Annotated in this window: 1 protein-coding gene and 1 pseudogene; both read left to right on the top strand. The window is 76.4% G+C overall.

What is annotated here, in order from left to right:
* The first annotated feature begins 170 nt into the window (after positions 1-170).
* Positions 171-10,349: a type I polyketide synthase gene (locus BX283_RS39560; protein ID WP_101393016.1), complete on the top strand. Its 10,179-nt coding sequence runs from the start codon at positions 171-173 to the stop codon at positions 10,347-10,349.
* A gap of 34 nt (positions 10,350-10,383) precedes the next feature.
* Positions 10,384-15,414 (top strand): annotated as a pseudogene (locus BX283_RS39555) (SDR family NAD(P)-dependent oxidoreductase); the annotation flags it as partial.
* Between the last annotated feature and the right edge of the window lie 149 nt (positions 15,415-15,563).

The following is a 15,563-nucleotide window of genomic DNA, read 5'->3' as shown; positions in this document are numbered from 1 at the left end:
GCCCCGGGCGGCCCCGGACCGGCCCCGGACCCCGGCCACCACGCCACGGGGTCCGGGGCCTTCCGCGCGCGGCCGGTCCGTCACCGGCCGCCCGCAACCCGACACATCACACGAACACGGATCTTGAAAGCGCTCGGCGAGAGCCCGCGCACGACAGGGAGGGCAGATCAATGGCGTCCACTGCGAAGGACTCGTCATCCGCCGATGCGGTGGTGGCGGCGCTTCGGGATTCGTTGAAGGAAACCGCCCGGCTGCGCCAGCAGAACCGGGAGCTGACGGCCCGCGAGCACGAGCCGATCGCCATCGTCGGCATGGCCTGCCGCTACCCGGGCGGCGTCGCCTCCCCCGAGGGCCTGTGGAACCTCGTACTCGCCGGTGAGGACGCCGTCACCGAGTTCCCCTCGGACCGTGGCTGGGATGTGGAGGGCATCTACAACCCGGACCGTTCGGTGCCTGGTACGTCGTATACGCGGCAGGGCGGGTTCCTGCACGAGGCGGCGGAGTTCGACGCGGAGTTCTTCGGGATCTCGCCGCGCGAGGCCCTCGCCATGGACCCGCAGCAACGGCTGCTCCTGGAGACCTCCTGGGAGGCCATCGAGCGGGCCGGGATCGACCCGGCCGCCCTGCGCGGCTCCAACACCGGCGTCTACGCGGGGGTGATGTACCACGACTACGGCCCCCATCTGCACCGGCCGGTCGAGAGCGTGGACGGGCACCGGCTCACCGGCACGCTCGGCAGTGTCCTGTCGGGCCGTGTCTCCTACTCGTTCGGCTTCGAGGGTCCGGCCGTGACGGTGGACACCGCTTGTTCCTCGTCGCTGGTGGCGCTGCATCTGGCGGTGCAGGCGCTGCGGCGCGGTGAGTGCGATGTGGCGCTGGCCGGTGGTGTGACCGTCATGTCGACTCCCGGCACCTTCGTGGAGTTCTCCCGCCAGGGTGGTCTGTCCGAGGACGGGCGCTGCCGCTCGTTCTCGGCGGACGCCGACGGCACCGGCTGGGCCGAAGGCGCGGGTGTGCTGCTCGTCGAGCGGCTCTCGGACGCTGAGCGCCTGGGCCACGACATCCTCGCGGTCGTACGCGGCACGGCGGTGAACCAGGACGGTGCCTCCAACGGCCTGACCGCCCCCAACGGGCCCTCCCAGCAGCGCGTCATCAAGGCCGCGCTCGCCGACGCCCGGCTCAGCCCCGCCGACGTCGACGCCGTCGAGGCCCACGGCACCGGCACCCGCCTCGGCGACCCCATCGAAGCGGACGCCCTGCTCGCCACCTACGGCCGGGGCCGCGACGGCCAGGAGCCGCTGTGGCTCGGTTCGCTCAAGTCGAACCTGGGCCACACCCAGGCCGCAGCCGGTGTCGGTGGCGTCATCAAGATGGTCATGGCCATGCAGCACAAGACCCTCCCCTCCACGCTGCACGCGCAGAACCCCTCCCCGTACATCGACTGGGAGGCCGGTGCCGTCGAGCTGCTCCACGAGACGCGCGAGTGGCCGCGGACCGGACGGCCGCGCCGCGCCGGTGTCTCCTCCTTCGGCATCAGCGGCACCAACGCCCACGTACTCCTCGAAAGCCCCGCCGAAGCCGGCACCGAGGCCGCTGAAGGGGTCGAGGCGGACGGCGAGGCCGGAGCGGACGCCGCTGCCGCATCGGCGGACGTGCCCGTCGTCGTGTCGGCCCGCAGCCCCGAGGCTCTGCGCGGACAGGCCGCCCGCCTGGGCGAGTTCCTGGCCGAGCGCCCCGCTCTCGGACCGGTGGAGGTCGGCTACTCCCTCGCCACCACCCGTAACGCCATGGAGCACCGCGCGGTCATCGCCGCCGCCGACCGTGACGAGCTGCTGACCGCGCTCGCGGCGCTGGCCGCCGGGGAGGACGACTCCCGCCTCGTCACCGGACAGGCCACCGGTGGCGGGCTCGCGGTGCTGTTCACCGGTCAGGGCAGCCAGCGCCCCGGAATGGGACGCGAGCTCTACGCCACCCACCCCGCCTTCCGTAACGCGCTCGACGAGACCCTCGCCCTGCTCGACGCCGAACTCGCCACCGAACTCGCCGAGGTCGACGCCACCTCCCTGCGCGACCTCATGTTCGCCGAACCCGAAACCCCCCACGCCCAGGCCCTGGACCAGACGGTCTTCACCCAGACCACCCTGTTCGCCCTGGAAACCGCCCTCTACCGCCAGACCACCGCCTGGGGCCTCAACCCCACCCACCTCGCCGGACACTCCGTCGGCGAAGTCGTCGCCGCCCACGTCGCCGGTGTCCTCACCCTCCCCGACGCCACCACCCTCATCGCCGCCCGCGCCCGCCTCATGAACAACCTCCCCACCGGCGGCACCATGATCTCCATCCGCGCCACCGAGGAACAGGTCACCGAGGCACTGGCCACCGTCGGCGGCCGGGTGGCCGTCGCCGCCGTCAACGGTCCCGCGTCCGTCGTCATCTCCGGCGACGAGGCAGCCGTCGTGGAGGCGGCCGCGGTCCTGGCCGAGCAGGGTGCCAAGACTCGTCGTCTCACGGTCAGCCACGCCTTCCACTCGCCCCTCATGGACCCGATGCTGGACGACTTCGGCAAGGTCCTGAGCGGTCTGACCTTCCGTACGCCGCAGATCCCCGTCGTCTCCAACCTCACCGGGCGGACCGCCTCCGGCGACGACCTCACCACCCCCGACTACTGGCTCCGCCACATCCGCCAGGCCGTCCGCTTCCACGACACCCTCACCACCCTGCGGGCCGAGGGCGTCCTGACCTTCCTGGAGCTCGGGCCCGACCCCGTCCTCACCGCTCTCGGCGCGGACAGCGACAGCGCGGACGCCGCGTTCGTGTCCTCGCTGCGCCGCGACCGGGCCGAAACCACCGCTCTGGCACAGGCGTTGGGCGCCGTCCACGCGCGCGGCTTCGCCGTGGACTGGGAGGCGGTGTTCGCCGGACGCGGTGCGCGCAAGGTCGGCCTGCCCACGTACGCCTTCCAGCGCAAGCCGTACTGGCTGCCCTCCGACGCCGACTCGGCCGGTGCGGCGGCCGGGCACCCGCTGCTCGGCATGACCATGTCCCTGGCGGACTCCGGCAGCGTGGTCCTCAGCGGGCGGCTGTCGCTCACCGACCAGCCGTGGCTGAACGACCACGCGGTCCTGGGCACCGTCCTGTTCCCCGGCACCGGACTGGTCGAACTCGCCGCCCGGGCCGCCGCGGAGACCGGCCTCGCGGCGGTGGAGGAGCTGACCCTTGAGGCGCCGCTCGTGCTGCCCGCGACCGGCGGGCGCCAGGTGCAGTTGGTCGTCGACGCCCCGGACGCCGAGGGGCGGCGCGCGCTGCGCATCCACTCGCGCCCGGACGCCGACGCGGCCGGGGCGCTGTCCGGCGAGGACGCGCTCGGCGGCGAGGCGGGCCAGGAGTGGACCCGGCACGCCACGGGTGTGCTCGCCGACGACACCGCTCCCGCCGAGGGGGCGGAGCTGGTGGTGTGGCCGCCGTCCGGCGCCGAGCCGGTGGAACTGGACGGCTGGTACGAGACGCTGGCCCGCAAGGGCTTCGAGTACGGTCCGGCGTTCCAGGGCCTCAAGGCCGTCTGGCGGCGCGGCGACGAGGTCTTCGCCGAAGTCGCCCTCGACGAAGCCCAGGGCGAGGAGGCCGCACGGTACGGTCTGCACCCCGCGCTGCTCGACGCGGCGCTGCACGCCATCGAACTGGGCGCGCTCGCCGCCACCCCGGGCGAGACCCGGCTCCCCTTCGCCTTCACCGGCGTACGGCTGCACGCCACCGGCGCCCCCACCGCCCGTATCCGGCTCGCCCCCACCGGGCCCGGCTCGGTGTCGCTGGCCGTGGCCGACGTCGCCGGTCAGCCGGTCGCGACGGTGGAGTCGCTGTCGCTGCGGCCCGCCGACGCCGGTCAGCTCGCCGGGGCCGCCCCGGGCCTGCGCGACGCGCTGTTCACCCTCGGCTGGGTGCCGGTGAGCGCGACGGGCACGCAGGACGTGCCCGCGTACGCCGAGGTCGGCGACGCGCTCGCGGACATCCGCGAAGGCTCGGCGGCGGCGGTGCGCTTCACCGCCGAACCCGGGTCGCGGGCCCCGCAGTCGGTGCACGAGCTGACCCATCGCGCCCTGGCGGCCGTCCAGGAGTGGCTGGCCGAGGAGCGTACGGCCGACGCCCGGCTGGTCGCCGTCACCCACCGGGCTCTCGCGGCCGCCGACGGCGAGGATGTGGCCGATCTGGCGGGCGCCGCGGTGTGGGGTCTGCTGCGCTCGGCCCAGACCGAGAACCCGGGCCGGATCGTGCTGGTCGACCTCGACGAGGACAGTGCCGCCGACCCGGCCGCCGTACTGGCCGCCGCCGTCGCTTCGGGAGAGCCCCAACTCGCCGTACGCGAGGGCAAGTTGCTCGCCCCGCGGCTTCAGCGCGCCGCGGCGCAGGAGGAGCCGGTGGCCTGGGACCCGCAGGGCACCGTCCTGCTCTCCGGCGCCACCGGCGCCCTGGGCGTCCTCGTCGCCCGCCACCTCGTCGCCGAACACGGCGTGCGCCGCCTGCTGCTGACCAGCCGTCGCGGCGGGCAGGCGCCGGGGGCCGCCGAGCTGGCGGCGGAGCTGGCCGCGCTCGGCGCCGAGGCCACGTTCGCCGCGTGCGACGTGAGCGACCCGGCGGCCCTGAAGCAGACGCTGGCCGCGATCCCGGCGGCCCATCCCCTTCAGGCCGTGGTGCACGCGGCGGGCGTGGTGGACGACGGCGTCTTCGGCGCGCTGACCCCGCAGCGGGTGTCCGACGTGCTGCGGCCCAAGGCCGACGCCGCCTGGCACCTGCACGAGGCCACCGCCCACCTGGACCTCAAGGCGTTCGTCCTGTTCTCCTCCGTCGCCGGTACCTACGGCACGGCGGGCCAGGGCAGTTACGCGGCCGGCAACGCCTTCCTGGACGCGCTCGCCACCCACCGCCGCGCCCAGGGCCTCACGGCCACCTCACTCGCCTGGGGCCCCTGGGCCCAGGGCGGCATGGCCGCCCAGCTCGGCGCCGCCGACCAGGCCCGCCTGGCCCGCGCCGGTATGCGCGAGATCGCCCCCGAGCAGGGCCTGGCCCTGTTCGACGCCTCCCTCGCCCTGGACTCGGCGGTCGCCGTGCCGGTGGCGCTCGACACGGGCGCGCTGCGCGCGCTGGGCGACGAACTCCCGTACCTGATGCGGTCGTTGGTGCGTATCCCGGCCCGCCGGGCGGCCACCACCGCCACCGCGACCCCGCTCGCCCAGCAGCTGGCCGGGCGGAGCGCCGCCGAGCAGCACGACATCCTGCTGGAGCTGGTACGCGGCCAGATCGCCGCCGTACTCAGCTTCGAGGGCGCCGCGAGCGTCGACGCCCGGCGCGGCTTCAAGGACCTGGGCCTGGACTCGCTGACCGCCGTCGAACTGCGCAACCGGCTCGGCAAGGCGACCGGCCTGCGGCTGCCCGCGACGCTGGTCTTCGACTACCCGTCGGCCACCGCCGTCGCCGACCACCTCCTCCAGGAGCTCCAGGCGTCGCAGGCCCCGGCCCCGGCCGCCCGGCCCGCCGCGGCACCCGCCGCGCGCGACGCCGACGACCCGATCGCCATCGTCGGCATGGCCTGCCGCTACCCGGGCGGGGTGCGCTCGCCCGAGGACCTGTGGCAGCTCGTCATGGGCCGCACCGACGCGATCTCCGAGTTCCCGGCCGACCGGGGCTGGGACGTGGCGAACCTGTTCGACCCGGACCCGGACCGCCCCGGCACCTCGTACACCCGCGAGGGCGGGTTCCTGCACGACGTGGCCGACTTCGACGCCGAGTTCTTCGGTATCTCGCCGCGCGAGGCCCTCGCCATGGACCCGCAGCAGCGGCTGCTCCTGGAGACCTCCTGGGAGGCCCTGGAGCGCGCCGGGATCGACCCGGCGGCGCTGCGCGGCAGCGACACCGGGGTGTTCACCGGCGTCATGTACCACGACTACGTGAGCCGGCTCCCGGAGATGCCCGGCGACCTGGAAGGCTATCTGGGCACCGGCAACACCGGCAGTGTCAGCTCGGGCCGCATCTCGTACACCTTCGGCTTCGAGGGCCCGGCCGTGTCGGTGGACACCGCGTGCTCCTCGTCGCTGGTGGCGCTGCACCTGGCGATCCAGGCGCTGCGTTCGGGCGAGTGCTCGCTGGCCCTGGCGGGCGGCGTGACCGTGCTGTCGTCGCCGTTCACCTTCATCGAGTTCTCCCGCCAGCGGGCGCTGTCGCCGACCGGCCGCTCGCGGTCGTTCTCGGCGGACGCCGACGGCACCGGCTGGGCCGAGGGCGCGGGCATGCTGCTCGTGGAGCGGCTGTCCGACGCCCGGCGCCTGGGCCACAACGTCCTCGCGGTCGTACGCGGCTCCGCCGTCAACCAGGACGGCGCCTCCAACGGGCTCACCGCCCCCAACGGGCCCTCCCAGCAGCGCGTCATCAAGGCCGCGCTCGCCAGTGCCCGGCTCACCCCGGCCGACGTCGACGCGGTGGAGGCGCACGGCACCGGCACCCCGCTCGGCGATCCGATCGAGGCGCAGGCGCTGCAGGCGACGTACGGTCAGGAGCGCTCGGGCGAGGACCCGCTGTGGCTGGGCTCGGTGAAGTCGAACATCGGCCACACCCAGGCCGCCGCCGGCGCCGCCTCCGTCATCAAGATGGTGCAGGCGCTCCAGCACGGGGTGCTGCCCTCCACGCTGCACGCCGAGACGCCCTCGCGGATCGTCGACTGGGACGCGGGCGCGGTGGAGCTGCTGGCCGAGACCCGGCAGTGGCCCGAGACCGGACGGCCGCGCCGCGCGGGCGTCTCCTCCTTCGGCATCAGCGGCACCAACGCGCACGTCATCCTGGAGCAGGCCCCGGACGAGCCCGCGGCCGCCGCGGACGGCGAACCGGACGAGGCCGAGGCGTCCCGGACGCCGCTGACGCTGTCCGCCGCGACCCCGGCCGCACTGCGCGAGCAGGCCCGCCAGCTGGCCGCGCACCTGGCGCTGCGCCCGGAGCTGCGCCGCGCCGATGTGGCGCACGCGCTGGCCACCACCCGTGCGGCGCTGCCCCAGCGGGCCGCGGTGATCGGGGACGGCCTGGACGTCCTGGCGCGCGGCGAGTCGGCGCCGCAGGTGGTCACCGGCACGGCCCGCGAGTGGGGCCGCACCGTGTTCGTGCTGCCCGGCCAGGGCTCGCAGTGGCAGGGCATGGCGGTGGACCTGCTCGACTCCACCCCGGTCTTCGCCGACCGGCTGGCCGCCTGCGCGGCCGTGATCGAGAGGTACGTGCCGTGGCGCGTCGAGGACGTGCTGCGCGGCGGGCCCGAGGCCCCGTCGCTGGAGCGCATCGAGGTGCTCCAGCCGGTCCTGTTCGCCGTCAACGTCGCGCTGGCGGCGGTGTGGCAGGCCCACGGCATCCACCCCGACGCCGTCGTCGGCCACTCCCAGGGCGAGATCGCCGCCGCCCACCTGTCGGGCGCCCTCACCCTTGAGGACGCGGCCCGGATCGTCGTCGTCCGCTCGCGGATCTTCGCGGACGAGCTGACCGGGCACGGCGCCGTCGCCTCCCTCCAGATCACCGAGGACGCCCTCGCCCCGCACCTGGCCCCCTACGACGGCCGGCTGTGGATCGCGGGCGTCAACGGGCCCACCGCCCTCACCGTCGCCGGTGACAACGACGCGCTCGACGAGCTCGTCGCGGCGCTCACCGCCGAAGGCGTCCGGGCCAGGATCGTGCCCTCCACGGTCGCCTCGCACAGCCCCAAGGTGGAGCCCCTGCGCGAACAGCTCCTGTCCGCGCTCGACTTCGTCGTCCCGAGGAAGGCGGACCTGCCGCAGTACTCCACCGTCACCGGCGCCGTCCTGGACGGCAGTGAGCTGGGCGCCGAGTACTGGTACGAGAACTGCCGCCGCCCCGTCTCCTTCGCGCCCGCCGTGCAGGCCCTGCTGGACGCCGGGCACACCACGTTCATCGAGATGAGCGCGCACCCGGTGCTCGCCGCCGCCGTCGAGGAGATCGCCGACGCGGCGCAGGGCGAGGCCCTGGTGCTGGCCACCCTGCGCCGAGGCGAGGGCGGCCCGGTGCGGCTGAACACCTCGCTCGCCGAGGCCTGGGTGCGGGGTCTGCCGGTGCGCTGGCCGCTGCCCGCCCGCCCGCGCCGGGTGGACCTGCCCACCTACCCCTTCCAGCGCAAGCGCTACTGGGTGGAGGCCGCGGCCGCTCCCACGCAGGCCGCGGACGCGGTGGAGGCCGGCTTCTGGGAGGCCGTGGAGAACCACGACCTCACCGCCCTCGCGGCCACTCTGGGCCTGGCCGACGGGGAGCAGCTGGGCGCGGTGCTGCCCGCGCTGGCCGACTGGCGCAAGGGCCGGGCGGCCCGCTCGGCGGCCGACGCCTGGCGCTACAAGGCCGCCTGGCGGCCGGTGGCCGAAGCCACCCCGGCCCCGCTCTCGGGGACCTGGCTCCTTGTGGCCCCGCAGGGTCACGCGCAGGCGGCCGCGCTCGCCGACCGTACGGCCAGGGCCCTGGAGCTCCAGGGCGCCGAGGTGGCGCGCCTGGACGTCGACGCCGCCTGGGACCGCGGCGAACTCGCCCGCAGGATCGGCGAGTCGGCCGGGCAGGCACCGGCCGGTGTGGTGTCCTTGCTGGCCCTCGACGAGACGCCGTTCGGCGGACGTGAGGCGCTCACCACGGGCACCGCGGCCACCCTGCTGCTCCTCCAGGCGCTGGCCGACACCCCGGCCCCGCTGTGGGCCGTCACCCAGGGCGCCGTCACCACCGCGGGCACCGACCTGCCCACCGCCCCCGCGCAGGCCCAGGTGTGGGCGCTGGGCCGGACGGCCGCGGTGGAGCACCCCGACCGCTGGGGCGGACTCGTCGACCTGCCCGCCGACCCGGACGGCCGGGCGCTGGCCCGGCTGGCCGCGGCGGTGGCCGGCGGCGCGGACGAGGACCAGCTCGCGGTGCGCGGCGCCGGGACGCTGGCCCGCCGACTGGTGCGCGCCCCGCTGGCCGCGGCCGCGGTGCGGCCCGCCTGGAAGCCGCACGGCACGGTCCTGGTGACCGGCGGCACCCGCGGCATCGGCGCGCACACCGCGCGCCGCCTGGCCGAACTGGGCGCCGACCACCTGCTGCTGACCGCCCAGAGCGAGCCGGACCCGGCGCAGCAGGTCGCCCTGGAGGCCGAGTTCGCGGCCGCCGGGGTGCGGGTGAGCATCGCGGTCTGCGACGTGGCCGACCGCGACGCGCTGGCCGCGCTGCTGGCCTCGGTGCCCGCCGACGCCCCGCTGACCGCCGTCGTCCACACGGCGGGCGAGCTGGACGCGGCCACGCTCGGCGACCTCGGCCCGGACGGCCTGGAGCACGCCCTGCGCACCCGGACCCTGGGCGCCACCCACCTGGACGACCTGCTGTCCCACGCCGAGCTGGAGGCGTTCGTGCTGTTCTCCTCGCTCGCCGGAGTGTGGGGCAGCGCCACCCAGGGCGCCTACGGGGCCGCCAACGCCCACCTGGACGCGCTCGCCGCCCGGCGGCGCGGACGCGGACTGCCCGCCCTGTCCGTGGCCTGGGGGCCGTGGGCGGACGCGGGCGCGGGCCTGGACGACGCGGAGGCCGAGGAGGAGCGCCTGGCGCAGCTGCGCCGACGGGGCCTGGCCCCGCTCTCCTCGCGGCAGGCCGTCGGCGCGCTCGTCGACGCCCTGGCCCGCGACGAGGACACCCTGGTCGTGGCCGACGTGGACTGGGAGCGGTTCGCACCCGCCTTCACCGCCGTACGGAGCAGCCCGCTGCTGGCCGAACTGCCCGAGGCCGTACGGGCGCTGAGCGACGCCGGGCCGGACACCGCCGCCTCCACGGGCGCCGCGCAGGACCTCACCGAGCGGCTGGCCCAGCTCTCCCCGGCCGACCAGGAGCGGGCGCTGAGCGACCTGGTGCGCGCCGAGTCCGCCGTGGTGCTCGGGCACAGCGACAGCGAGGCGGTGGACGCCCTGCGCCCGCTGCAGGAGCTCGGCTTCGACTCGCTGGCCGCCGTGACCCTGCGCAACCGGCTGGGGGCGGCGACCGGGCTGAAGCTCCCGGCGACCCTCGTCTTCAACCACCCCACCCCGGCGGCCATCGCGGCGTTCCTGCGCGCCGAGCTGCTCCCGGAGCAGGCGCCGGTGTCGCTGGACGCCGAACTCGACCGGCTCCAGGAGGCGCTGGCGGGCAGCGCCCTCGCCGACGACGCCGCGGCCCGCGCCCTGGTCGCGGCCCGGCTGCGGCGCCTCCTGGAGGAGGTGTCCGACGAGCCGTCGGCCGCCGGGGCCCGCCTGGAGGTCGAGGACCAGCTCGCCGCCGCCTCCGACGACGACATCTTCAGCTTCATCGACAACGAGCTTGGACAGTGAGGACCCGATGACCACGGGAACAGCGTCTTCCGACGAGAACAAGCTGCGCACCTACCTCAAGCGGGTCACGGTCGAACTCGGCGAGGTCCGGGGGCGGCTGAAGGACCTTCAGGCGCGCGCCGACGACCCGGTGGCGATCGTGGCGATGAGCTGCCGGATGCCGGGCGGGGTGCGCTCGCCCGAGGACCTGTGGGACCTGGTCGCGGCGGGCAAGGACGCGCTGCGGGAGTTCCCCGAGGACCGGGGCTGGGACCTGGAGAACCTCTTCGACCCCGACCCCGACCGGCCGGGCACCTCGTATGTGCGCCACGGCGGTTTCATGCCGGAGGCCGGGGAGTTCGACGCCGCGTTCTTCGGCATCTCCGACGCCGAGGCCGTGGCCATGGACCCCCAGCACCGGCTGCTCCTCGAGACCACCTGGGAGGCGCTGGAGCGGGCCGGGATCGACCCGGCCTCGCTGCGCGGCAGCGACACCGCCGTCTACGCCGGGTGCAGCGTCGACGACTACACGATGCTGCTCGCCGACCCGCCCGAGGACGTGGCGGGCCACCGGCTGACCGGCGGCGGCAACGCGCTCGCCGCCCGCGTCTCGGGCGTCTTCGGCCTCACCGGCCCGTCGATGACCATCGACACCGCCTGCTCGTCGTCGCTGGTCGCGCTGCATCTGGCCGCGCAGGCGCTGCGCCAGGGCGAGTGCTCGCTCGCCCTGGTCAGCGGGGTGTCGGTGATCTCCACGCCGCAACTGTTCGTGGACTTCAGCCGCCAGCGGGGCCTGGCGCCCGACGGGCGGGTCAAGGCGTTCGCGGGCGCGGCCGACGGCACCGCGTGGTGCGACGCGGTGGGCACCTTGGTGGTGGAGCGGCTGTCCGACGCCCGCCGCCTGGGCCACAACGTCCTCGCGGTCGTACGCGGCTCCGCCGTCAACCAGGACGGCGCCTCCAACGGGCTGACCGCCCCCAACGGGCCCTCCCAGCAGCGCGTCATCCGCGCCGCCCTCAACAGCGGCGCCCTCTCGCCCGCCGAGGTCGACGCGGTGGAGGCGCACGGCACCGGCACCCGCCTGGGCGACCCGATCGAGGCGGAGGCGCTGCTCGCCACGTACGGGCAGGGCCGCCCGACCGACCGGCCGCTGCGGCTGGGCTCGGTGAAGTCCAACTTCGGCCACGCGGGCGCGGCGGCCGGGGTCACCGGCGTCATCAAGATGGTCCAGGCCATGGCGCACGGCGTGCTCCCGGCCACCTTGAACGTGGACGAGCCCACCCCGATGGTCGACTGGGAGGCGGGCGCGGTGCGGCTGCAGACCGAGAGCGGGCCCTGGCCGCGCACCGACCGCCCGCGCCGCGCCGCGGTCTCCGCGTTCGGCGTCAGCGGCACCAACGCGCATGTGATCCTCGAACAGGCCCCGCCGCGGCCCGCACCGGAGCCCGCCGCCCCCGAGGAGCCGTCCGCGCCGCAGGCCGCCTCGCCGCTGGTCCTGTCGGCGGCGAGCCCCACGGCGCTGCGCGAGCAGGCGCGGCGCCTCGCCGAGCACCTGGCGCTGAACCCCGGCGCGCGCCGCGCCGACCTCGCGCACGCCCTGGCCACCACCCGCGCGGCCCTGCGCCACCGGGCGGCCGTCCTGGACGGCCCCCTGCCCGCGGCCCTCGGCCTGCTGGCGAACGGCGAGACGGGGCCGGGCGTGCTCACCGGCACGGCCGCCGAGCCGGGCCGGGTGGCCCTGGTGCTGCCCGAGGACCCGGCCTCGCTGCTCGCCCCGGCGGCCCAACTGCTCGCGTCCTCCCCCGCGTTCGCCGCCCGGCTGCGCGGCGCCGCCGAGGCCGTCGAGGCCCTGGTGCCGTGGCGGGTCGAGGACGTGCTGCGCGGCGCGCCCGCGCCCACCACCGAAGAGGTCGAGGGGCCGGTCCTGTTCACCGTCGCGCTCGCCCTGGCGGGCCTGTGGCAGGACCACGGTGTCCCCGTGGAGACGGTCGCCGGACATCCGCTCGCCACCCGGGTCCTGGCCGGGGAGCTGGCCGTCGAGGACGCCGCCCGCGCGGTCGTCGCCGACGGCTTCGGCCCGGCCCGCCCGGCAGTCGGCGCGCTGCTCGCCGAGGGCTGCCGCACGTTCGTGCTGGCCGGTCCCGCCCCGGCTGTCGAGGAGGCGGCGGCCCTGGCCGGCGCGCTGGTGCTGCACGCGCTGCCGGCGGGCGAGGGACTGGCGCGGGCGTGGGTGGCCGGGCTCGCGGTGCGCTGGCCCGCGCCGCCCGCCGCGCGCCCGGTGGAGCTGCCGACGTACGCCTTCCAGCACAAGAAGTACTGGGTCGGGGCCCACAAGCCCGCCCCCGCCCCGAGCGGACCGGACGCCGACTTCTGGGCGGCCGTGGAGGACGACGACCCGGCGGCGCTGGCCCGGCTGCTCGGGGTCGGTGAGGCGGACGCCGTCGAGCCGGTCCTCGGCGCCCTCGCCCAGCTGCACGGCGAGGAGCGCAAGCACGCGGCCGTCGCCGACTGGCGCTACCGCACGGTGTGGCACCAGACCTCCGCTCCCGGCGGCGGAGCGCCCTCCGGCCGCTGGCTCCTGGTGCTCCCCCCGTCCCCCGCGGCCCCGGACGCCGACGTGTGGAGTACGGCGCTGGAGCGCGGCGGGGCGAGCGTGGCGCGGCTCACCGTCGCCCCCGGCACCGGCAAGGAGGAGCTGGCGGCACGGCTCGCCGACGTCCTGGAGTCGGGCCCGCTCACCGGCGTCGTCTCGGCGCTGGCGCTGGACGAGGCGCCGCACCCGGGGCACCCCGCCCTGCGGGCCGGGCTCACCGGCACGCTGAGCCTGGTGGGCGCACTGGCCCGGCTGGGCGCCGAGGTGCCGCTGTGGTCGCTGACCCGGGGCGCGGTCGCGGCGGCGCCCGGGGACACGGTCGCCTCCCCCGCGCAGGCCGCGGTGTGGGGGCTGGGGCTCGTCCTGGCCGAGGAGCACCCGCAGTTGTGGGGCGGCACCGTCGACCTGCCCGCCGACGACCCGGACGGCTCGGCCGCCACCTTGCTCGCCTCGGTGCTCACCGGCGGGGAGGACCGGGTCGCCCTGCGCGGCCCGGCGGTCCTCGCCCGGCGGGTGGTGCGGGCCCCGCTCGACCACCGTCCGCACGGGGGCCGGCGCCCGTACGGCACCGTCCTGGTCACCGGGGGCACCCGGGGCACCGGCCTCGCCGTCGCCCGGCACCTGGCGGCCTCCGGCGCGCGGCACCTCCTGCTGACCGCCGCGCAGGAGCCGGACGCGGCCGAACGCGCGCGCCTGCGGGACGCGTTCGCGGCGCTGGGCGCACGGGTGACGATCGCCCGCTGCGACTTCACCAACCTCGTCGAGGGCGCCCAGGTGCTGGCCGCGCTGCCCGGCGAGGAGCCGCTGACCGCGGTCTTCCACTGCGCCGAGGTGCTGGAGGAGAGCCCGCTCGACGACGTGGGCCTCGCCTCGCTGGAGCGGGTGGTGGGCGCCAAGGCGCGCGCGGCGGAGATCCTGGACGAGCTGAGCCGGGACATGGACCTGTCGGCGTTCGTGCTCTTCTCCTCCCTGGCCGGGAGCATGGGCGTCGGGGTGGGTCTGGGCGCGTTCGCCGCCGCCAACGCCCACCTGGACGCGCTCGCCCAGCGGCGGCGGGCGGCGGGACGGCCCGCCACGTCGGTGGCGTGGGGCGTGTGGGTGGAGGAGTTCGCCGATCCGGCCCGCGCCGCGCTGGAGCGGGCGCGCCACGAGCGGCTGCGCCGCCGTGGCATCCCGGCCATCGCCCCCGAGCACGCCCTGACCGTGCTCGACCAGGCCCTGGACGCGGGCGAGGACCTGCTGGCCGCCGAGATCGTGTGGCCCGACTACGTCCCGGCCACCGCCGCCGGACGCGGCCCGCTGTTCGCCGCGCTTCCGGAGGCGGCCGCGAGCAGGCCGGTGGCGGACGGCGGCGAGGCGGCGCGGCCGGGCGCCCTGGACGCGCTGGGCACCCTGGACGCCGAAGCCCGCGACAAGGCCCTGCTGGATGTCGTACGGGCCGAGATCGCCGGGGTCCTCGGCGTCGCGGAAGCGGACGCGGTGGACGCGGGGCGCGGCTTTTTGGAGCTGGGCATGGACTCGCTCACCACGGTCGAGCTGCGCAACCGGCTGACGGCCGCCACCGGCGTACGGCTGACGGTTCGTCAGATCTTCGACCAGCGCACCCCGCAGGCCCTCGCCGAGGCCCTCGCCGCCGCTCTGGGGCAGCCGCAAAAGAGCGCCGGGGAAGCCGCCGAGTCGATGCTGACCGGGCTCTTCCGAGCGGCCGTCCAGGACGGCCGGGCCGGGGAGTTCACCCGGCTGCTGGCCACCGCCGCCGACTTCCGGCCGCTCTTCCACGAGACGGGCCGGGCGCTGTCGGCCCCGGTGTCCCTGGCCAGCGGCGAGACGGGTCCCGCGCTGTTCTGCCTGCCCACGGTGCTGGCCACCTCCGGGCCCGAGCAGTTCGCCCGGCTCGCGGCCGGCTTCGAGGGGGCCCACGCCGTCTCGGCGCTGGCGCTGCCCGGTTTCCGCGACGGCGAGGAACTGCCCGCGACCCTGGGGGCGCTGGCCGCCTCGCTGGCCGCCTCGATCCGCGAGGCCGCCCCGCAGGGCCCGTACGCGCTGCTCGGCTACTCCTCCGGCGGGCTCCTCGCCCACTCGGTGGCGGCCCGCCTGGAGGCCGAGGGAGCCGGGCCCGCGGCGGTCGTGCTGCTCGACACCTTCCCCGTCGGGGGCGGCCGGCTGGAGGAGTTCGGGCCGGAGCTGCTGACGGCGATGGCCGGGCGGGCCGAGGTGACCGGCCTTGACGACGCCCGCCTGAGCGCCATGGGCGGCTATCTGCGGCTGCTGGCCGACTGGAGCCCCGAGCCGCTGGACGCGCCCGTCCTGCTGGTGCGGGCGGGCGACCACGGCTGGGGGGCCTCGGGCCCGGACCGGGCCGAACTGACCGCGCTCGCCACGGTCCTGGACGCGCCCGGCGACCACTTCACCCTCATCGAGGAGCACGCGCCGCACACGGCACGGGCGGTGCGGGAGTGGCTGGCGGCGCTGCCGGTCCCGGTACGGGCGTGAGGCGCCGCACCCCGGTGTCAGAGCCGGGGTGCGGGCAACGCGAAGGCTCCGGCCGGGGATACCGGCCGGAGCCTTCGCGTTGCCTACGGGGTGACGGCACCGAAGTGCCGTACGTCCGGGGGGTCCACCCGGGAGTGTCTGCCGCTGTC

Origin of the sequence: Streptomyces sp. TLI_146 (assembly GCF_002846415.1) — a bacterium.
In the GTDB taxonomy this organism is placed as follows: Bacteria; Actinomycetota; Actinomycetes; order Streptomycetales; family Streptomycetaceae; genus Streptomyces.
Note: the sequence above shows the minus strand (reverse complement) of the source record. Positions and strands in the feature narration are given on the sequence as shown.